At 61.5% G+C, this 20,848-nt stretch carries 19 protein-coding genes; 10 read left to right on the forward strand and 9 right to left on the reverse strand.

Annotated features, from left to right (window positions below; genetic code table 11):
- Positions 1 to 159: 159 nt before the first annotated feature.
- From ACXR0M_RS20345 to gcbA, 7 genes are all read right to left on the reverse strand, one after another.
- On the reverse strand, positions 160 to 1,428 hold the full coding sequence (locus ACXR0M_RS20345) for a DUF3426 domain-containing protein (protein WP_458833561.1): 1,269 nt from the start codon (positions 1,426 to 1,428) through the stop codon (positions 160 to 162).
- Positions 1,429 to 1,458: 30 nt separating this feature from the next.
- Positions 1,459 to 2,337, reverse strand: a complete 879-nt coding sequence (prmA, locus tag ACXR0M_RS20350; RefSeq protein ID WP_458833562.1) for a 50S ribosomal protein L11 methyltransferase — start codon at positions 2,335 to 2,337, stop codon at positions 1,459 to 1,461.
- Between the two features lie 258 nt (positions 2,338 to 2,595).
- A complete protein-coding gene (gene accC, locus ACXR0M_RS20355) occupies positions 2,596 to 3,954 on the reverse strand; it encodes an acetyl-CoA carboxylase biotin carboxylase subunit (RefSeq protein WP_458833563.1) in 1,359 nt (452 codons plus the stop codon).
- 17 nt (positions 3,955 to 3,971) lie between these two features.
- Positions 3,972 to 4,439 carry an acetyl-CoA carboxylase biotin carboxyl carrier protein gene (accB, locus tag ACXR0M_RS20360; protein ID WP_458833564.1) on the reverse strand — a complete coding sequence of 156 codons (468 nt, stop codon included), beginning with the start codon at positions 4,437 to 4,439 and terminating at the stop codon, positions 3,972 to 3,974.
- Positions 4,440 to 4,463: 24 nt separating this feature from the next.
- Positions 4,464 to 4,919 (reverse strand): type II 3-dehydroquinate dehydratase, encoded by a 456-nt coding sequence (gene aroQ, locus ACXR0M_RS20365; RefSeq protein ID WP_458833565.1) that lies wholly within the window; start codon positions 4,917 to 4,919, stop codon positions 4,464 to 4,466.
- A 244-nt stretch (positions 4,920 to 5,163) separates the two neighbouring features.
- Entirely contained in the window at positions 5,164 to 7,110 is a 1,947-nt protein-coding gene (locus tag ACXR0M_RS20370; RefSeq protein ID WP_458833566.1) for a methyl-accepting chemotaxis protein, read from the reverse strand.
- A 51-nt stretch (positions 7,111 to 7,161) separates the two neighbouring features.
- Positions 7,162 to 8,832 carry a diguanylate cyclase GcbA gene (gcbA, locus tag ACXR0M_RS20375; RefSeq protein ID WP_458833567.1) on the reverse strand — a complete coding sequence of 557 codons (1,671 nt, stop codon included), beginning with the start codon at positions 8,830 to 8,832 and terminating at the stop codon, positions 7,162 to 7,164.
- A gap of 323 nt (positions 8,833 to 9,155) precedes the next feature.
- On the opposite strand from gcbA, the gene ACXR0M_RS20380 reads away from it, so the two are divergent.
- The 10 genes from ACXR0M_RS20380 (at position 9,156) to ACXR0M_RS20425 (ending at position 18,921) form a co-directional block, all read left to right on the forward strand.
- Positions 9,156 to 10,304 (forward strand): DUF2515 family protein, encoded by a 1,149-nt coding sequence (locus ACXR0M_RS20380; RefSeq protein WP_458833568.1) that lies wholly within the window; start codon positions 9,156 to 9,158, stop codon positions 10,302 to 10,304.
- The gene (locus ACXR0M_RS20385; protein ID WP_458833569.1) at positions 10,304 to 11,020 is read left to right on the forward strand and encodes a hypothetical protein; all 717 of its coding nucleotides are present in this window, start codon (positions 10,304 to 10,306) and stop codon (positions 11,018 to 11,020) included. The genes ACXR0M_RS20380 and ACXR0M_RS20385 overlap by 1 nt, the downstream gene beginning before the upstream one ends.
- Positions 10,999 to 11,505: an Hcp family type VI secretion system effector gene (locus ACXR0M_RS20390; RefSeq protein WP_458833570.1), complete on the forward strand. Its 507-nt coding sequence runs from the start codon at positions 10,999 to 11,001 to the stop codon at positions 11,503 to 11,505. Before ACXR0M_RS20385 ends, ACXR0M_RS20390 begins: the two co-directional genes overlap by 22 nt.
- The gene (locus ACXR0M_RS20395) at positions 11,502 to 11,978 is read left to right on the forward strand and encodes a hypothetical protein (protein WP_458833571.1); all 477 of its coding nucleotides are present in this window, start codon (positions 11,502 to 11,504) and stop codon (positions 11,976 to 11,978) included. Before ACXR0M_RS20390 ends, ACXR0M_RS20395 begins: the two co-directional genes overlap by 4 nt.
- Positions 11,979 to 12,114: 136 nt before the next feature.
- Positions 12,115 to 13,182 carry a DUF2333 family protein gene (locus ACXR0M_RS20400; protein ID WP_458833572.1) on the forward strand — a complete coding sequence of 356 codons (1,068 nt, stop codon included), beginning with the start codon at positions 12,115 to 12,117 and terminating at the stop codon, positions 13,180 to 13,182.
- A gap of 3 nt (positions 13,183 to 13,185) precedes the next feature.
- Positions 13,186 to 13,743 (forward strand): NUDIX hydrolase, encoded by a 558-nt coding sequence (locus ACXR0M_RS20405; protein ID WP_458833573.1) that lies wholly within the window; start codon positions 13,186 to 13,188, stop codon positions 13,741 to 13,743.
- Between the two features lie 314 nt (positions 13,744 to 14,057).
- Positions 14,058 to 14,429, forward strand: coding sequence for a translation initiation factor Sui1 (locus ACXR0M_RS20410; protein WP_041068080.1), 372 nt, complete (start codon positions 14,058 to 14,060; stop codon positions 14,427 to 14,429).
- 214 nt (positions 14,430 to 14,643) lie between these two features.
- On the forward strand, positions 14,644 to 16,557 hold the full coding sequence (speA, locus tag ACXR0M_RS20415; RefSeq protein ID WP_458833574.1) for an arginine decarboxylase: 1,914 nt from the start codon (positions 14,644 to 14,646) through the stop codon (positions 16,555 to 16,557).
- 232 nt (positions 16,558 to 16,789) lie between these two features.
- Positions 16,790 to 18,130: a contractile injection system protein, VgrG/Pvc8 family gene (locus ACXR0M_RS20420; protein WP_458833575.1), complete on the forward strand. Its 1,341-nt coding sequence runs from the start codon at positions 16,790 to 16,792 to the stop codon at positions 18,128 to 18,130.
- Positions 18,127 to 18,921 (forward strand): DUF4123 domain-containing protein, encoded by a 795-nt coding sequence (locus ACXR0M_RS20425; protein WP_458833576.1) that lies wholly within the window; start codon positions 18,127 to 18,129, stop codon positions 18,919 to 18,921. Before ACXR0M_RS20420 ends, ACXR0M_RS20425 begins: the two co-directional genes overlap by 4 nt.
- Here the strand turns inward: ACXR0M_RS20425 and ACXR0M_RS20430 are convergent.
- Positions 18,912 to 20,267: an MATE family efflux transporter gene (locus ACXR0M_RS20430; protein ID WP_458833577.1), complete on the reverse strand. Its 1,356-nt coding sequence runs from the start codon at positions 20,265 to 20,267 to the stop codon at positions 18,912 to 18,914. The two genes, ACXR0M_RS20425 and ACXR0M_RS20430, sit on opposite strands and share 10 nt — an antisense overlap.
- A 150-nt stretch (positions 20,268 to 20,417) precedes the next feature.
- On the reverse strand, positions 20,418 to 20,711 hold the full coding sequence (locus ACXR0M_RS20435; protein ID WP_458833578.1) for a hypothetical protein: 294 nt from the start codon (positions 20,709 to 20,711) through the stop codon (positions 20,418 to 20,420).
- Positions 20,712 to 20,848 lie beyond the last annotated feature (137 nt).

Below are 20,848 nucleotides of genomic sequence, written 5' to 3' on the forward strand. Positions count from 1 at the left end.
CATGAGACTTCGAAAAAGGGTGGGCATGATACCCGCTCTCGATGACTGGATAAAGGCTGAATTGAACAAAATCTGAACAGTTATTCTGTTATTACCAGCGGTTTGGTTGCCGTGGACGAAGTCAGAAAATTGCCGTCAAACCTGAAGCGATGACGCGATTCACTCGGGTGAGTGGAAACTCAGGCTGTAATTCACCGCTTTGGGGCCTGGATCGAGAATATCCAGCGCGATGTGAATCGGCGTCTGCGGCGGCATTTCCGCCATGCCTTCGAGATCGCCGTTGAGGTATTCGCCAGGTTTGAAGCGACGACTGGCGATCAGATGACCGTTGAGGTCAGCGAAGCGTAGCTCCAGTAGCGGGAACGGCTGGGAAAATGTTGCGCGGTTATAAATGATCGCATCCACCACCAGCGCACCGCTGAACTCCGGATGGCTGCGCACCACCAGATTGCTGCTCTTGATCCTCGCGATATCGACCTTGGACGGCACCGTGCAGCCGATCTGCGGGCAGAATTGCTGGAACCACGGGCGATACTGATCCTGGCGCGCCAATTCGTCGAAATGATAGGCGAGGTACTGCCCGGCAAGACCGGCGGCCGCCAGCAGCACCAGCAAACCCCAGAGCAGGCGCCGGCCCCAGGGCGAGCGGCGTTTTTGCCAGTCCAGCTGCAGCGGGTCGTCGGTCAGGTCCTGCAGGACTTCGGCGCGCACGCCGGGTTCTGCGCGCTCGCGCTTGTTGCGCAGCGGTTCGACCGAGGGCAAATCGTCGTCATCTGCTTCGACGCTGGCCGACAGGCGCTCGCGGCGGGCATTCGGATCGATCGGATCGTGCAGGCGCAATTGCGGAATCGACGGTTCGTCGTCGAGGTCTACCGGCTCCAGCGACAACGAAGGCTCGGTGCGCGCGGCTTTTACCGGCTCCGGTTCGACGGCCTCTGGCTCGACTTCAGCTTCGGACTCGGGCAGGTCGTCGCGGGCGCTGAACAAGCTGTCGCGCCACACCGGTTCATCGGCTTCAGTGCTGTCACGGCGGGCGCTCAGGGATTCTTCGCGCTGACGCCCGAATTCGGTGGTCGGCTGGATTTCCCGTTGTTCGAGGCGCGCCAGTTCTTCGTCCAGATCCAGGCTGTCCAGATCCATTGCGCTGGCGTTCCACTGCTTTTGGCTGATGGGGCGCGGCGCGGGCGGTTCGTCGATGGCCGGTGGCGGGGCTGGTTCAGGTTGTGGCGTTGCCTGCTCGGCAATCGGTGGCGCAACCGGCGTCAGCGCTTCCTTGCCCGCGTGTTGTTCCAGCAGCTGTTTGGCCGCGTTGAACACCTGCAGGCAGGAGCCACAGCGAACCACCCCGCGGGCCACGCTCAACTGAGCATGGCTGACGCGAAAGCTGGTTTGGCAATGCGGGCACTGGGTGACGAAACTGTCGGTCATGCGGCGATCCGGTTTATGCAGGCGGTCATTCTAGCGCCGACGGCCGGTGATACGCACCCAGCCATCGCGATTGGCAATCGGGTCCAGATCGAAATCCTGCGCGTAGGCCGCAGCCACTTCTTCGCCCTGTTCGGCGAGAATGCCGGACAGCGCCAGACGCCCGCCGGACTTGACCAGACCAGAGAGTTGCGGCGCCAGCGAGACCAGCGGGCCGGCGAGAATGTTGGCCACTAGCACGTCGGCTTGCACCTGCGGCAGATCTTCCGGCAGGTACAGCGGGAACAGCTCGTCGGCAATGTTGTTGCGCCCGGCGTTGTCGCGCGAGGCTTCCAGCGCCTGCACGTCGATGTCGGTGCCGACGGCCTCTTTGGCGCCGAGCAGCAGGGCGGCAATCGCCAGAATCCCCGAGCCGCAGCCGAAATCCAGCACGTTGCAGTCTTTCAGGTCCTGACCGTCGAGCCATTCCAGGCACAGGGCGGTGGTCGGATGCGTGCCGGTGCCGAACGCCAGGCCCGGATCCAGCAGCAGATTGACTGCGTCAGGCTCGGGCGCCGCGTGCCAGCTCGGCACGATCCACAGGCGCTGGCCGAAACGCATCGGCTGGAAACCGTCCATCCAGCTGCGTTCCCAGTCCTGGTCTTCGATGACTTCGCTGTGATGCTCGGGCAGCGGGCTGCCGGTCAGCAGTTCCAGATGCGCCAGCACCGGCGCAGGCTCGGTGCCGCCTTCGAACAGGGCCAGCAGGTGCGTGTGCGCCCACAGCGGGGTGGTGTTGAGTTCCGGCTCGAAGATCGGCTGATCTTCGGCGTCCATGAAGGTCACCGAAACGGCGCCGACTTCAAGGAACGCGTCTTCGTAGGTTTCGGCTTGTTCCGGGCTGATGGCCAGACGTACTTGCAGCCAAGGCATGGCGGGCACCTTTGAAAAAATATGATTGCAGCCTAGCGGCCAGCGAGAAGCGCGCAAGTTTACGCGAGCGCGTTGGGTTTGTGGGAGATGCATTGCACCCGGTGGGAGCGGGCTTGCTCGCGAAAGCGCTGTGTCAGGCACAAACTACCTGTCTGATGTATCGCTTTCGCGAGCAAGCCCGCTCCCACAGTGGGTATGAGCAATGTTCTGAAACAACAAAGCCGCCCGAAGGCGGCTTTGTCTGGTGCGGGCTGAAGCTTAGTGCTTGTCGCCAGCCAGCTTGTGCTCGAGGTAGTGAATGTTCACGCCCCCTTTGCAGAAGCCTTCGTCGCGGGTCAGATCACGGTGCAGCGGGATGTTGGTCTTGATCCCGTCCACCACGATTTCGTCCAGGGCATTGCGCATGCGGGCCATGGCTTCGTCGCGGGTGGCGCCGTAAGTGATCAGCTTGCCGATCAGCGAGTCGTAGTTCGGCGGAACCGCATAACCGCTGTACAGGTGCGAATCGACGCGAACGCCGTTGCCGCCTGGGGCGTGGAAATGCTTGACCGTGCCCGGGCTCGGCATGAAGGTTTTCGGGTCTTCAGCGTTGATCCGGCATTCCAGCGAGTGACCGCGGATGACCACGTCGTCCTGGGTGAACGACAGCTTGTTGCCAGCGGCGATGCTGAGCATCTCCTTGACGATGTCGATCCCGGTGACCATTTCCGAAACCGGGTGCTCCACCTGAACACGGGTGTTCATTTCGATGAAGTAGAAACGGCCGTTCTCGTACAGGAACTCGAAGGTGCCGGCACCACGGTAGCCGATGTCGACGCACGCCTTGACGCAGCGAGCCAGAACTTCCTGACGCGCCTGCTCGTCGATGCCCGGTGCCGGCGCTTCTTCGAGGACCTTCTGGTGACGACGTTGCAACGAGCAATCGCGGTCGCCCAGATGGATGGCGTTGCCTTGGCCGTCGGACAGCACCTGGACTTCGACGTGACGCGGGTTGGTCAGGAATTTTTCCAGATAGACCATCGGGTTGCCGAACGCCGCACCTGCTTCGGAGCGGGTCAGTTTCGCCGAGGCGATCAGGTCTTCTTCCTTGTGCACCACGCGCATGCCGCGACCACCGCCGCCGCCAGCGGCCTTGATGATCACCGGGTAGCCGACTTCACGACCGATGCGCAGCGCCGTTTCTTCGTCTTCCGGCAGTGGGCCGTCAGAACCTGGAACGGTTGGCACGCCGGCTTCGATCATCGCGTGCTTGGCCGATACCTTGTCGCCCATCAGGCGAATGGTGTCGGCTTTCGGGCCGATGAAAGCGAAACCGGAGTTCTCGACCTGCTCGGCGAAATCGGCGTTTTCCGCGAGGAAACCGTAGCCTGGGTGAATGGCGGTGGCGCCAGTCACTTCAGCGGCAGCGATGATGGCCGGAATGTGCAGGTAGGACTGAGCGGCAGAAGCCGGGCCGATGCAGACGGATTCGTCTGCCAGACCCAGGTGCATCAGCTCTTTGTCGGCCTTGGAGTAAACGGCGACGGTCTTGATGCCCATCTCTTTGCAGGCACGCAGAATCCGCAGGGCGATCTCACCGCGGTTAGCGATCAGAACTTTTTCCAACTTCGCAGTCATCAAAGGCTCTCCGCAGTTCAAACGATGGTGAACAGCGGTTGGTCGTACTCAACCGGCTGGCCGTCTTCGACGAGGATGGATTCGATCACACCGCTGGTTTCAGCTTCGATGTGGTTCATCATCTTCATGGCTTCGACGATGCACAGGGTGTCGCCTTTCTTCACGGTCTGGCCGACTTCAACGAAGGCTGGCGAGGTTGGCGAAGACTTGCGGTAGAAGGTGCCTACCATTGGCGAGCGGGCCACGGTGCCGTTCAGCGCAGGGGCAGCAGGAGCGGCCGGGGCTGCAGCAGCCACCGGAGCGGCAGCGGCAGCGGCAGGAGCAGCAGCCGGAGCTGGCATCGGAGCCGGCGCGTAGTACTGCTGAGCCGGGGTCTTGCTGTTACGGCTGATGCGAACGGACTCTTCGCCTTCCTTGATCTCGAGCTCGTCGATACCGGACTCTTCCAGCAATTCGATCAGTTTCTTAACTTTACGGATATCCATGAATCATCAACTCCCAAGGGTCGGTCAGGGGCGTATAGCTTGTTGTTCAAGCTGCTCTAGTGCAGCCTCCAGGGCCAGTCGGTAACCGCTGGCGCCAAGGCCGCAGATCACTCCCACCGCTACGTCGGAGAAGTAAGAGTGATGGCGGAAAGGTTCGCGTTTGTGCACGTTGGACAAATGCACTTCGATGAATGGGATGCTCACTCCCAGCAGCGCGTCACGTAATGCGACACTTGTGTGCGTAAAAGCTGCTGGATTGATCAGAATGAAGTCGACCCCTTCGCCGCGGGCGGCGTGGATGCGGTCGATCAATTCGTACTCGGCATTGCTTTGCAGGTGCAGCAGATGATGGCCGGCTTCACGGGCGCGCTGCTCCAGGTCCTGATTGATCTGCGCCAGGGTCGTCGACCCATAGGTCCCCGGTTCGCGGGTGCCGAGCAGGTTCAGGTTGGGGCCGTGCAGCACCAGTAGCGTTGCCATCTGCATGTTCCTTGTTATGAATGAGCAGTCGTCAGAACCCGGCGACTATGCCGCAAAGGCTTTGTGACTGTCCAGTTCTCTGCAATAGCCAGCACGATGACCGATTATGGCGCAAAATTTGTGACTGAGTGATCTGATCCGGTCATTCATGTTGCCCTGTAGGAGCTGCCGCAGGCTGCGATCTTTTGATCTTGCTTTTAAAAATCAAAAGATCGCAGCCTTCGGCAGCTCCAACAAGGGCATGTCAGACGCGGAAGGCTTGTACGGCCGTATGCAGTTGCCCGCCCAATACCAGCAGATTCTCCCCCTGTTCCCGACCTGCGCCGATACGCAGCAGGTTGTCGCCGCCCAACTGGTGGATTCGCTCGCTGTGATCGCGAATCTCGCTGACCGCGCCACTCTGTTGCGCGGTGATGTCGGCGATGCGGATCGCCGTGTGGGAAATGGTCTGGATCGCGCCGACGATCTTATCCAGCGCGCCGTCCGCCGCCTGGGCCTGATTAGCGGTGGCCTCGGCATGTTCGACCTGCGCGCGCATGCCTTCGACCGATTGTCGCGCGGCAGTTTGCAGGCCGGCGATCAGGGTCTGGATTTCCGCCGTGGCACCCGCGGTGCGTTGCGCCAGTGAGCGCACTTCCTCGGCGACCACCGCAAAACCACGGCCCATTTCCCCGGCCCGCGCTGCTTCAATCGCTGCGTTGAGCGCCAGCAGGTTGGTCTGATCGGCGATCGAACGGATCACCGTCAGCACGCCGCCGATGGTCGCCGACTCTTCGGCCAGATGCTCGATCATCTGCGCGTTGCCTTGCACTTCGCCGACCAATGCGTGCAACCCGGTGAGGCTCTGGCCGATCACGCTTTGCCCATGCTCGACGGCAAGGCCGGCATGGCGGCTGGCATCTGCCGCCTGACGCGCGTCGCCAGCCACTTGCTGAATGGTTGCCTCCAGTTCGCCCAGCGAATCGCGGATCAGCGCGGTGTCGCCGGCCTGATGCTCGGCTCCGCTATGCAAGTCATTACTGAGTTCGGCCAAGGTGCGACTGCTGCCGGCGACTTGTTCGGCATTGCCGCGAATCGTCCCGACCAGATCCACCAGATACGCGCGCAGACGATTGAGCGAGGCTTCGATGTCATGCAGTTCGCGGTTGGTCTTGCCCAGTTGAATGTCGCCACTGAAATCACCTTCGGCCCAGGTCGACAGCGCCGGGGCGAGGTTGGTCAAGGTGCGGGCGAGGCGCCGCTGCAGTGTGTCAATCAGCAGCGCAATCAACAGAATCAGGCCGATCATCACGCCTTGCATCAGCCGCACTTCACCCTGGATCTGCCCATGCTGCGCACGCACCACCGGTTCGAGTCCGGCGATGGCTTGCTGCACGGCGGCAATCTTCAGGTGGGTGGCGGTGCTCAGGTCGGTGCGCTTCTGGATCAGTTCGCGGGTGCGCTCCAGCTCCGCCGGGTAGCGCCCCAGCAGGCTGTTGAGTTCGCGCTTGAGGCCGACACCAGCGTCTTCGGCGGCGGCTTTTTCAGTGCTTTCGATGCCCATCATCGCGGCGAAATCATCGCTGCCGGATTCGTTCCTGGCGACCACGCCGAGCAGCGGCAGGGCGTCGATAGCCTGGGCCTGGGTGCGGATACTGGCGACTTCACGCTCGACATCGGCGGCCAGTTCGCTGCGGCCGCTGCTGACCAGTTTGTCGCGGGCCAGCGACAGCTTGCCCAGATGCTGAGAGGCGGCAAGCAGCGGCGTCAGGTAGGCCGCGTTGCCGTTGGCGTAGGTATTCAGCTGGTCGAGACTGGCGCCCAGTTCGCGTTCGGCCTGCAACAGCAGCGCTTGCGGATCACCGGCCAGTTTGCCGGCGGCCAGCAGGTCGGTCTTGCTGAACGCTTCGAGGCTCGACAGGCTTGGGCGCAGGGTCTCGGCCAGCGCCGGCGGCAGTTCGCCGAGTTGTTTCTGCAAACCGTCGATGCCCTGGCTGGCGCTGCTCAGGCGCAGGGCGTCGCCGCTGCCGAGGTAATCCTCGACGTTGCACGCCACGTCATTCTGAAATTGCTGCGACAGACCCAGGTAACGCTCCATCAACAGGTAGGGGCGCTCCAGGGCTTTTTGCGACCACCACAGCGTCGCGCCGAGGGCGACGCAGACGGCGACCAGCAGCAGAGTGTTGAGATTGGTGAGCAACTTCAGGCGCATGACGGCTACCAACGGCAGAAATGGTAAGCGCCTGAATTTATTGCGGTTCTATTACAGGGTTATGACCGAATCGGTGGATTCCGATGAAAAAGTGGCACTTTGCTTTGAGTCGCGCGCAGTCTGCACCCGGTTACGTCCGGCGGCCTTGGCGCGGTAAAGCGCTTCGTCGGCCTGGCTGGCCATCATCAGGCTGTCGGCGTCCTCACGCATTTCCACCACGCCGGCGCTGAAGGTGCACCACAAATCGTGCGGCTGCGCCGGGTAGTGGATTTCGGCGAAGCGCTGACGGATCTCGTCGAGCACTTTGTGCGCGGCTTCTATATCGGTGTCGGGCATGACGATGGCGAATTCTTCGCCGCCGTAACGACCGATGAAGTCGGTCTTGCGCAGGCGCTGCTTGAGGAACAGCGCCAGGCTTTTGATCACCCGGTCGCCCATCGGGTGGCCATGGCTGTCGTTGACCCGTTTGAAGTGGTCGATGTCGAGCATGGCGAAGCTCAGCGGCTTGCTCTCGCGGCGGGCGCGGAACGAGCAGTCTTCGAGCAATTGCAGGATATGCGTGTGGTTGTACAGGCCGGTGAGGCTGTCGCGGACCATCCGCGCCTTCAGGTTGCGTGCACGGGCGGCGCGGTTGCGCACGGTGGTGATCAGGTGCCGAGGCTTGATCGGCTTGGTCAGGAAGTCGTCGCCACCCTCGCTCATGGCGTCGAGCTGCTTGTCCAGATCGTCCTCGGCGGACAAATAGATGATCGGCACGCTGACGTAGCGGTCGTTGTGGCGAATGACTTTGGCCAGCTCGGTACCGGTGCAGGCCGGCATGTACATGTCGAGGATGATCAGATCCGGCTGGAAGTCCGCCAGTTCGGCCATCGCCTGGATCGGCTCGATCAGCGTGCGGGTGACGATGCCGGCGCTGTTGAGCAGGCGCTCGGTGTGCAAGGCCTGGGCGCGGGAGTCGTCAATGATCAGCACTTTATAAGGTTCGTACTGGGCGACGCAGGTCAGGACTTCGATTTTCTCCAGCAGGCTCGACGCTTCGAGAGTACCGGTGAGAAATTCCTGGCCGCCGGCGCGGACCGCCGCGAGACGGGTCGGGGTATCGGTTTCGTGCAGACTGAAGAACAGCAGCGGCAAGCGTTCTTCCAGGCCGACTTGCGCTTCGGCGGCCAGTTGCAGACCGACCCCGGGGCCGCTGAAGTCGACGTCCATGACAATCGCCGCCGGCAAGCGCTCGACCATCGAGGAGCGAAATGCCGACACACTGTCCAGCGCCTGCGCGGACAGTCCGAAGAACTCCAGCTGCTTGGCCAGGCGCTCGGCGCGGTCGTGATCCTGCAGCAATATATAGATGGGTTTGCGCAGTGGCGGCAGGAGTGTCTGGTCGAGCTGATCACCATGACGCAGACCGGTGCGCGACAGGCGCTGCATCAAGCGATTGAGGTCGGTGATCAGACCGCTGCTCAGGCGCCCGCGATTGGCATCGACGGCATCCAGCGACTGGCTGATGTGATGGGCCAGTTGCGTGTGCTCGGGTTGCTGGAAGCGCTCGGCAAAACGCAGCAGGCGCAGATTGGCCTCGCTCAATTCGGCGAGGTCGGCCGTGGACCACTCGCTGCGTTGCAGGCGCTGCCATATCTCAAGAATCTGACGTGCCTGATGAATTACCCGCTGGGCAAAGTGGTGCTTGAGGCGCTCACGGCTGGGGTCTTCTGGCTCGGTCATATCCTGACTACTAGTTAGGGTGCATGCTGAGATCGACTGGTGGCTCTATGCTAGCACCACTTTCCGCTTATATGAGTGTCATGCGTCAATAATCTGCAGTGCTTCACGATTCAGTTTCTGACCGGGTGGTTTTGTTTTTTGCTCGTCGCCCGTTTAATCGCCGTTCGCCGGGCATTCAAGGAGGTTTCCTGCGGTTTCTGGCGACGTGTCCCATGTCTGGCAAAGCCTAGTCCTTCAGCCGTTTCTGATTTTTCTTCAACCCCTTTCACAATGATTTTCGGCGGGTAGGGTTAAGGGATTCCCTTAGACGTTGCCCTGCCGACATGAGCCAGTGTTTCAACCAGCACACCACTGATGAACAACTTCTGAACCACAACACCCGGGCCGTGGCCGACTGCGAGTGCAAGGAAGAGTCGCTGTACGGCGAGCGGGTGCTGGTGACCGAGGTGCCGGTGCTGACGTGTCAGTGCCTGTGGCGCGCCTACCAGCAAGCGGCCGAGAAAATCGTCGCCCCCAACGGCGTCTTGATCGCCGATCCCATCGCTCGCAACCGGGCAATCAACGCCGCCTATGCCCGTTTGTGGCAACACGACCCGCGCTTCCAGTGGGCGGGCCTTGCTGCATTTGCTTCCAAGCAGGTGGGCTGTGGATTGCTGCATGCGGCCGACAGTATCGAGCGAATCCGGGACGAGCAGGAGGCGCGGCAGCGGTTACGGAAGGGACGCAGCGAGCACGGCCTGCTGACCGCAGAAAAAATCCCGGAACAGGCCGCGGCGCTGACTGACTACGACGCCGCGCGGGCACGCAATCCGGTGCCGTCCCTGGACTTCCGCGCCTCCGGCGATGAGTTGTCCCTGGTTCAGCAACAGTTCCGACATGTGTACGAGATGATGGCGCTGGGCAATACCACGCTGTTTCTCGATGTTTATCCGTTGCATCAGTTTTATGCGGTGCGTGGCTTGGAGGAGTTGAAAGAGTGTCTTGAATATCGGCAAGGCATATACGGACACGCGAGGTTGCCGGTGCTTTGGCCAGTAGAAAGGGAAACGCTTGAATTTGGGCAGAGCTTCCCAGAAATTCTGAAAGCCTTTGAAGCGATCGAGGCAGGCAATATTGCCGAAAGCGTGCAGCATCTGGCACGGCACGAGCAACAGAACATTCTTCAGCCAACTATCTACGAAAACCGGCATCTGGTCGCGCTGTTACGTAGCAACCATTTTTCCTACGTGACGGGCTTTCCTTCCGGCGTCGCTCAGGCCATCGAGCTGACCCTCACCAGCCAATGCCGCCGTGTCGAGGATGGCCGCACCATCGATTTCGACAGTAACCCGTTGGCGGATTTGTCCGATCTCGATCAGCGCATGGAGTTCGTGCTGCGGGCTGCGGCGCGGTTTGATCAGATGCTCAATGACGGGCAGGCAGCGACGCTCGCGCAATCCATTGGTGAAATCGCTGCCATGGAGGGCGCTTGATGGTCTGGCGTATTGCTCTGCCCAAATGGCGATCCTGGATGTGGTTGGCGCTGTGTGTGGTACTGGCGCTCGCCGCTGCCCGGCAGTTGACCCAGCCATTGTGGGATGACCCGGTGATCGCTCTCGATATAGGTGGAACCTATGAAAGCATGATGGAGCATTCCACTGCTCCTTTCAGTCCGTTGATTCGTGGTCACATTTGGCTCGGCATTCCCAAGACGGATGCGCGTCTGCGGATTATCGACCCGCAATATGGATTCGAGACTCCGCTGGCGCGATTTTTGTCGGTGGGTTTCGACGATAACTTAGTCGATACCATTCGCATGTCTCCGCAAATCGAACCGTTGCTCATCGACGATGCGATGAAGGTCGTTGTCGACCTGCAGGCACAGTGGTGCGCAAAGGGCTGGAGACCGGTGGGGACGCGGCGCAATCCGACTATGGCGGATACCCCTGAGTGGCGTGCATACGTCAGACAAGGAGTGCTTTCCGGGAAGTCTTATTGGCAGGCCGGCGACAAGTATCAGGCGATGCTGCTACTGGCACGTTTCAGAGACTCCAGGCATCTCGATCAGGAGCGTTATCTGATCACGCTCTCTCTGGCCGAGCCCTGGATACCTTTCGAAAGAATCGAAAAGCGCCCTGAAGAACCCCATCATTTCCCTCCGCCGCAACCTCAAAACGGAGCCACGCCATGCCCAGTCCAGCCTTCATGACCCTCCACGGCAGCCGGCAAGGGCTGATCAGCGCCGGGGCCTTTACCGAGCCATCGGTGGGCAATGTCTATCAGACCGGGCGCGAGGACAAAATCATGGTTCAGGCGCTGAATCATGGCATTTTCGTGCCCAAGGGGCAGGGCGCGGGACGGCGGATGCACAAGCCGCTGATCATCACCAAAGCCATCGACAAGGCTTCTCCCCTGATTCAGATCGCGTTGTGTTCCGGTGAACTGCTCAGCCAGTGTCGCGTGGAGTTGTATCGCACGGCGGCGCAGGGGGTGCAGGAGCATTTCTACACCATCGAACTGGAGGGGGCGTTGATCGTCGGCGCCGAGGTGCTGATGCCGAACTGTCTCGATTCCGCCATGGCGCACTTCACCCAACTGGAGAAAGTGCATTTCAGCTACCAGCGAATCTACTGGCGGCACGAAATCAGCCGGACCATGGGCTCTGACGAGTGGCAAGGCGAGGGACGGGGATGAGGCTGGTGCATCACTGGCACCTGAGCGAATCCGACCGGCCGCATGTTTACCCGGTGGATCAGGCCTTGGAGAGGGTTTGTCAGGTGTTGCTTGAACGGCAGCCCCTTGAGGGCCTGGATGATTTGCGGGCGGGACTGCTGATCGATCTGGACAGCGAGGTGCTGGATCAGGTCGAGCGTGGCGAATGGCTGCTGTTGAAGTCGCAGGCCGAGTTCGGCCATTGGCCGGTCGCGGCGGCGGTGTTTGAGCAGGCAGTGCAGGATCTGCTGAACAATCCCCCCGTGCAGCCGCGCAGAACACCTCGGATCTTCCGTCTGGTCGAGAGCATGACCGGTGAACCGTTGGTGCAACAGGCTTGCATCGTCAAGGTTGATGGCGTTCCCAGTCAGCGCAAAACCGACGCCGAGGGCATTACTCATCTGTTTGCAGCGGACGCGGTCCGGCAGATTTCGATGAAAATCTTCAGCGCCTGATCGGCGCGCCTATCCTTTCGCTCAGCGGTCGCGTGCGGTTTTTTCTTTCACGACCCGATCACGGGTGCCGGCCTTGGCACGTTGTTGTATGGTTGTGGTCGAACCGTTGAACCCAAGTGATTGAAAGGATATCGCCATGCTGGACTGGAAGAACCGCGCGGGCAGCGCGCCTGAACGTGCCGCTGAGCCGCAGTCGGCCACCCGCAGCTATGTCGGCGGGCTGTTGTTCAGCCGTGCGCTGGCCACGCTGATCGGCATTTATCTGCTGGTGACCATTGGCCTCGGTTGGTACTGGAGTCAGGAGCCGGCGCTGTTCCCGGTGGCGCAAAACGCCCAAGTCGCAGCCGAGAAAGAAGGCAAGCAGATGGTCGTCGGCTACACCACGGTGGAAACCCTCAAGAGCGTGGCCGGCACCTTGCTGGACAAGCCGGGTGGCTATATTTCCAACGACCGTTTCCCGCCGGGCCTGTGGATGGACAACATGCCGAGCTGGGAATATGGCGTGCTGGTGCAGGTGCGTGACCTGACCCGTGCCCTGCGCAAAGACTTCGCCCGTTCGCAATCGCAGTCGGCCGAAGACGCCGATCTGGCCAAGGCCGAACCGCGTTTCAACTTCGACAACAAGAGCTGGATCCTGCCGTCGAGCGAGTCGGAATACCAGGAAGGCATCAACTCCCTGAGCCGCTATCAGGCGCGTCTGTCTGACCCGAGTCAGAAAAACGCCCTGTTCTATGCGCGCGCCGACAACCTGAACAACTGGCTGGGCGATGTCGGCACCCGTCTGGGCTCGCTGTCGCAACGTCTGTCGGCCAGCGTCGGCCGGGTCAAACTCAACACCGCATTGAAAACCGAAGTGCCGGCGGTGGGTGAAGTGCCGCAGGTTGACGAAGAAGTCGTCGAGACCCCGTGGATGCAGATCGACAACGTGTTCTACGAAGCCCGCGGTCAGGCCTGGGCGCTGTCGCACCTGCTGCGCGCCATCGAAGTCGACTTCGCCGATGTGTTGGCGAAGAAAAATGCCACGGTCAGCGTGCGCCAGATCATCCGCGAGCTGGAAGCGTCGCAGGAGCCGGTCTGGAGCCCGATGATTCTCAACGGCAGCGGCTTCGGTGTGCTGGCCAACCACTCGCTGGTCATGGCCAACTACATCTCCCGGGCCAACGCCGCAGTGATCGATCTGCGCCAACTGCTCAATCAGGGTTGAGTCATGGTCGATAGCGCCAAAGAGGCGGCGCACCGCGCTGCCTCCGATGCCGAACAGATCGCCTGGGTCGACGAGCAGGACAACCTGCTCGGTGCTCTGGTGCGCGCCGATTTGCGTGAGCGCGGCCTGATCGGGCGCGGTACTTACATCATGCTGTTCAACTCCGCCGGTGAACTCTGCGTGCACCGGCGCACCTTGAGCAAGGCGATCTATCCCGGTTACTGGGACGTGGCGGCGGGCGGCATGGTCCAGGCGCATGAGACTTACGCCGAGTCGGCGGCCCGTGAGCTTGAAGAAGAGTTGGGCGTGAGCGGGGTGGAACTCACCGCTCACGATCATTTTTACTTCGAGGACACCGGCAATCGGTTGTGGTGCTCGGCCTTTTCCGCCGTGTGGGACGGTCCGCTGAAACTGCAGCCGGAAGAAGTCCTGGAAGCGCGCTTTATTCCCGTCGAGCAAGTGCTGCTGGAAATCGAGCAAAAGCCTTACTGCCCGGACTCTCTGGCGGCATTGAAGCGCTATCTCAAGGCTCAGCAAAGCGGTGTCGCAAAGAACGCATGAATTGGCGCCGATTGGCTCTTAGCAATTGCGCTTTTTGCCGTTACACTGCGCGACCTTTTCAAGCTGTACCGAATGGTTTGACGTGGATCAGCACGACGACCTACGTGTAGGAGCTGCCGCAGGCTGCGATCTTTTGATCTTTTAAAGATCAGGATCAAAAGATCGCAGCCTGCGGCAGCTCCTACATTGAATGTCACAGAATCCACGGATATCTGTATCGGTGCAGTAGCGCTGCCCCTGCCTGAGTGGGGCTTCGCGGTCGATGACCTTGCCCAAGGTCGCGATCAGTCTTTGTCCTCCCAAGAGGATTGCCGGTGGCCAAAAAAGCCGCATCCTTCGCCGCCCTTGGTGGCCTGGTATTTTCCACCGACGCAGGTCGTCATTGCCCGGAATGCAGCAAACCGGTGGACGCCTGTATCTGCAAACAAACCGTGATCCCGGCCGGGGACGGCATTGCCCGCGTACGTCGCGAGAGCAAGGGCCGTGGCGGCAAGACGGTGACCACCATCACCGGCGTGCCTCTGGCCGAAGATGCCCTCAAAGAGCTGGCGACCACGTTGAAGAAACGTTGTGGCACCGGCGGAGCGTTGAAGGACGGGGTCATCGAAATCCAGGGCGATCATGTCGAGCTACTCTTGGCGGAGCTGATCAAGCACGGTTTCAAAGCGAAGAAGTCCGGCGGCTAGCAGCCTCTGTGAAAACCACCCGCGGCTTGATCCGGTTCTGCACGCAGCGCCGGCGTCGTCTCCATGGTTTTCACAGAGCCTGTTCAAACCGGTTTCTAAACTACACGCGGTCAGCGCGGTCTACCGCCGCGCTGATGAATCGTCATTTTCATTCTTTAGACTGCGCCGGCCTGCGAACAGGCGACGCACTATGACTTCTTTATAGGGGACTTCGATGTCCGTACGACGCACACGTAAAGACGATGGCAGCCAATGGACAGTTGCGGACAGCCGCAGTGTTTACGGGATTCGCCATTGGGGGGCCGGGTATTTCGCGATCAATGACGCCGGTCGCGTCGAAGTTCGCCCGAACGGCCCGAGCAGCTCGCCGATCGACCTGTTCGAACAAGTCGACCAGCTGCGCAAGAGCGGCTTGTCCTTGCCATTGCTGGTGCGTTTCCCCGATATCCTGCAAGACCGCGTCCGTCAGCTGACCGGTGCTTTCGACTCGAACATCGAGCGCCTGGAATACCAGAGCAAGTACACCGCGCTGTACCCGATCAAGGTCAACCAGCAGGAAGCGGTGATCGAGAACATCATCGCCACCCAGAACGTCTCCATCGGTCTGGAAGCCGGCTCCAAGCCTGAGCTGCTGGCCGTGCTGGCGCTGGCGCCGAAGGGCGGCACCATCGTCTGCAACGGTTACAAAGACCGCGAGTTCATCCGTCTGGCGTTGATGGGCCAGAAGCTCGGTCACAACGTGTTCATCGTGATCGAGAAAGAATCCGAAGTCGGTCTGGTGATCGAAGAAGCCGCCTCGCTCAAGGTCAAGCCACAGGTCGGCCTGCGCGTGCGCCTGTCGTCGCTGGCGTCGTCGAAATGGGCGGACACCGGTGGCGAGAAATCCAAGTTCGGTCTGTCGGCGGCGCAACTGCTGTCGGTGGTCGAGCGCTTCCGCGCGGCCGGCCTGGATCAAGGCATTCGCCTGCTGCACTTCCATATGGGTTCGCAGATCGCCAACCTCGCCGACTACCAGCATGGCTTCAAGGAAGCGATCCGTTACTACGGCGAGCTGCGCAACCTCGGTCTGCCGGTCGATCACATCGACGTCGGTGGCGGTCTGGGTGTCGACTACGACGGCACGCACTCGCGTAACGCCAGTTCGATCAACTACGACATGGACGACTACGCCGGTGTCGTGGTCGGGATGCTCAAGGAATTCTGCGACGCGCAGAGCCTGCCGCACCCGCACATTTTCTCCGAGAGCGGCCGCTCGCTGACTGCGCACCACGCAATGCTGGTGGTACAGGTGACCGACGTCGAGAAGCACAACGACGAAATCCCGCTGATCGAAAACAAGGAAAACCTGCCGGAAACCGTGCAGTGGCTGGTGGACCTGCTCGGTCCGACCGACATCGAAATGGTCACCGAAACCTACTGGCGCGCCACCCACTACATGAGCGACGTGGCTGCGCAGTACGCCGACGGCAAACTGACCCTGGCCGAAAAAGCCCTCGCCGAGCAGTGCTACTTCGCCGTGTGCCGCCGCCTGCACAACTCGTTGAAGGCGCGTCAGCGTTCGCACCGTCAGGTGCTCGACGAACTCAACGACAAGCTGGCCGACAAGTACATCTGCAACTTCTCGGTGTTCCAGAGCCTGCCGGACACCTGGGCGATCGATCAGGTCCTGCCGATCATCCCGCTGCATCGTCTGGACGAAGAGCCGCTGCGTCGCGCCGTGCTGCAAGACCTGACCTGCGACTCTGACGGCAAGATCAACCAGTACGTCGACGAGCAGAGCATCGAGACCAGCCTGCCGGTGCACGCGCTGAACGAAGGCGAGGATTACTTGCTGGGTGTGTTCCTGGTCGGCGCCTATCAGGAAATCCTTGGCGACATGCACAACCTGTTCGGTGACACCGACTCGGTGAACATCTACCAGAACGCCGATGGCAGCGTGTACCACGCCGGGATCGAAACCCACGACACCATCGAAGACATGCTGCGCTATGTGCACTTGTCGCCGGAAGAACTGATGACTCACTACCGCGACAAGTGCGCCAGTGCCCGCATCAGTGCCAGCGAACGCACGCAGTTCCTCGATGCCTTGCGTCTGGGCCTGACCCGCTCCTCCTACCTGTCTTCCTGAGATCAGGTGCGTGCCCTTCGGGTTGTCTGAACTTTTCCCCCACGCTGCGGAAAATTCGGATGACCCGGTGGGACATATCCCATAAACCTCGCGAAAGATTCGGCCAACTGCACCAGCAAAGTCATTTGGTCTGCTTTTCGCGTAGGTCATTTCCTAAGTTGTACTTCAGCTCTCTACTCGGCCATGGCTCTCGGCGAGAATCCCCGGCCGCCCCTCCTGTAGAGATCCGCCCATGTTCGATTCAGTCAACGAGCCGTCGTTTCGTCTCGATGTAGCGGAGCTGCCCGAGCCCTTCGAGGTGCTGGCCTTTACCGGTAACGAGGGCATCAGCGAGCCGTTTGCCTTCGACATCGACATCATGGTCAATGACCCGCACCTGGACCTCGCTGGCCTGCTGCACCGCTGCGCTTTTTTGCAGTTCGGGCTGGCGGGCAACGGTTTGCATGGTCAGTTGCAGAGTGTCGTCCAGCATGAGCACGGCGAGGGTCTGCGCTGGTGTCGAGTGACGCTGGGGCCAAAGCTGAATTGCCTGGCGCTGCGTTTCAGTCAGCGGATTTTCAGTGGCCAGAGCGTGCCGCAGATCCTGGCGCAGGTGCTCAGAGAGCATGGGATTTTCGGTGCGCAACGGCGCTTCGATCTGCACAGCGACTACCCGGTGCGGACCTTTTGCACCCAATACCGGGAATCGGACCTGCAGTTCGTGCAGCGCTTGTGTGCGCAAGCAAGCATCCACTATTACTTCGAGCACCGGCCCGACGGGCATAGCCTGGTCTTTGTCGATGACTCCGCGCGTTTGCCGGTGGTCGACGTTGCCTCGCCGGGCCGTGATTGCGCGTCGACGGTACAGCGCTGGGTGGTTCAGGTGGACGCAGGGGAAGGGCCCGAGCGTCCTGCCGGGACTCGCAGTGCTGAAGGCCGCAGCACCCTGCCAATCTTACGCAGCGCCCAGTGGCTGGCGCTGCGCGGACATCCTTTGGCCGAGTGCAATCGGCATTGGTTGCTCAGCCGGATCGAGCATCGCGGCGATCCCGCCAGCGAACCGGCGTACAGCAATCAGATCTTCGCCACAGCCCAGGCACTTGTTCCGCGATCGGCGCGCCGCTGCGCCAGGCCGCGCATGCACAGTCTGCAACGGGCCTGGGTGGTGACGGTCGACGAGCCTCAGCCGGATGCCCAGCGCCCGGTGGCCGTGCAGTTTGACTGGCTTTATCAGGGCGAGGGCGCTGCCGCCAGCCACTGCTGGCTGCCCCTCGCGCCAGTGTTGCGCGAGACGGCGCTGGCGTCGTTGCGTGAAGGCGTCGAGGTGGTGGTGAGCTTTCTTGAGGGGGATCCGGATCAGCCGGTGATCAGTGGGGTATTGCAGGAAGCCTTAGTAGACGAAGACGATGATGAGGCTTCGCTTTCCGCGCTGCCGGACGACCTGCCCAGCGCCGGCCTGGCGCAATGGCTCAGGTCCGAAGAACCACTGCTGTTGTTGTGCCTGATCCCGGGCGGTGGCAGCTACAGCCACTGCAGCGCAGCGATCTGCAGTTGCCGGCTGGTCGCCTCGCTGGATCAGGGCGGCGCCACTTGAGCGGCGTCGGAATGGCCCGGCAGGCGAATTGGCTGCTGCTCGACACTGCCGATGCGCAGCAGGCTCTGGCGACCTTGCGTCGGGGCTTCGCCGGGGTGCGCTGTACGCGGCTGTTCGACGGCACCGAGTTTCAAGCCGTGAGCGAGCACGGACCGCGCTTGATCGACTTGCACGAGTGCCCGGCGCTGCTTGGATTGTGTCACCGCGATCCGCAGACCTGGCGTGGTCTGTTGCTCACCAGTCAGGCCGGCGAACCAACCCTGCTGAAGCATTTGCGGCGGATGCTCAGTGTTTCCTTCGGCCTTAACCACCGCGCCTTGCTCGGTTACTACAATCGCCAGACAGCCAGCTATTTCTTCGATGCCTGTGATGCCGCCGACCTGAGCCGCTGGCTTGGGCCGATCGAGGTGCTGCGCTGGTTCGGTGGTACCTGGGCAGACCTCGGCATTGGCAGCCAGGGCTGGCAGCAACTGCGTAATCCACAATGGGCGGTCGAACCGCTGGGGATCGATGCCAGCCTTACCCGCCGGCAGCGTGAACGCCTGCAGAGTTGTCTGCTGGAACAACACATCTGGCGCTGGAGCCAATCGGCAGCAACCGACTACCCGACGCTGGCTGCCCACGTGCAGCAGGGGCTGGCGCTGGGGTTTCGCGAAAAAACGCTGCTCGATGACTGGCTCTGGCTACGCTTGCAGCATCCGCGCGCGCCATTGCCGCCAGTGCCGGACGGACTGAGTGCAGCCGCGCGACTGGCACGACTGCGCCAGGTCTGGCAACCCGATCAGCCCTGAGCGTGGCCGCCGCTGAACCAGCCATCGTGACGCCGCAGCCACAGCGCCAGCGCGCCGAGCGTCAGGCTGCGCAGGACCATGAACAACAGAAAAGATATCCACAGCCCGTGATTGCCCAGCCCCTGCAACGCCCAGGCAAACGGCAGCAGCAAAACGACCGTCAGCAGCATGCCGTTGCGCATTTCCCGGGCGCGGGTAGCGCCGATAAACAGGCCATCGAGCAGGTAGCTCCACACTGCAATCAACGGCAGCACCGCCAGATACGGCAGATAGATGAACGCGGTGTCGCGCACGCTCTGGATATTGGTCTGCATTTCGATGAACAGATGCCCGGCCAGCAGAAACAGCGCGGCGAAACCGAGGCTGGCGAGCAGTGACCAGCCGCCGGCCACCACCAGGGCACGCCGCAGGGCGAGGCGGTCACGGGCGCCGATGGCGTGGCCGCACAAAGCCTCGACCGCATGCGCCAGGCCATCCAGTGCGTGGGCGGTCAGCAGCAGGCCGTTGAGCAGCAGCGCATTGGCTGCCACCGTGGCATCGCCGAGCCGCGCGCCTTGCACGGTGATCAGGAAAAACACCGATTGCAGCGCCAGGCTGCGGATGAAGATGTCGCGGTTGACCGCCAGCAGCGGGCGCCAGCTCTGCCACGCCTTCAACGCCGCCCAGGCGATGTGCCCGGGATAAGCGTGCAATGCGCCACGGGTCAGCCACAGACCGAGCAGGGCGCCGCTCCATTCGGCGATCACCGAGGCGCGGGCCGAGCCAACTACACCCCAATCCAGACCCATCACAAACCACAGGTTGAGGGCGATGTTGATCAGGTTGGTGCTCAGCAGTATCGCCAACGGCGCCCGGGCGTTCTGCGTGCCGAGGAACCAGCCGACCAGGGCATAACTGGCCAGCGCCGCCGGCAACCCGAACAAGCGCGTGTGGAAGAACTCGCGGGTCAGCTGGTCGAGCTCCGCCGACGGTTGCATGAAGTGCAGCGCCACGCCGCTCAACGGTACGCCCAAAGCGCCGAGCATCACCGCCAGCCCCAACGCCAGCAGCAAGCCCTGCAACAGAATCTGCCGCAACGCCGCACCATCGCTGCGTCCGGCGGCCTGTGCGGCAAAGCCGGTGGTACCCATGCGCAGAAAACCCATGGCCCAGGCAAGAAAGGTGTAGAGGCTGGCGCCAACGGCCACCGCGCCCAACTGATGGGCGTGGGGCAGGTGGCCGATGACGGTGCTGTCAACCAGCGCCACCAGCGGCACGGAAATATTCGAAAGAATCATCGGCGCAGCCAGCGCCCAAACCTTGCGGTGAGTCGGGCGGTCGCGCCAGTCGGCAATCAGGTTGGACATGCGGGCTCCTTGGGGGAGCAGGGATTGTAGCGAGTCATGCGATCTATTGTGGGAGCGGGCTTGCTCGCGAAGGCAGTGTGTCAGTCAAAACAGCTTTTATTGATCTGACGCTTTCGCGAGCAAGCCCGCTTCCACAGGGCAAGAGAGGTGTCAGTGGATGATCCAGCTCAACAACCACAACCCCAGCAGCAGCCAGATGATCCCGGCAATGATCGACGCATTCATGAACGCGCGAATCGCCGACCACAACAGCATCAAACCGACGATCAGCGCGAGGATGCTGATGATCGAGGTGTCCATGCCCAGCGTTTTGGCCAGGCCATCGACAAAATTGCCGCCGGCGTTGCTCAGAATGTTGAACAGGCCGCTGAGGCCATCGACGACGAAGCGGATGATCGAGCCGAGTGCCTGACCGAGCCATTCGAAAAAGCTTTCTACCTGCATGTGTGCATCCTGATGAAAGAGCTGAGCCTTGGGCCACGGCGCAGGTGGCCGAGTTCCCTGCAACTATAGAGGGTTTGCACCGAGCTTGTGTGGGAGCGGGCTTGCTCGCGAAGACGGTGGGTCACTCAACTCATCAG

The organism is Pseudomonas sp. Eth.TT006 (assembly GCF_054456575.1).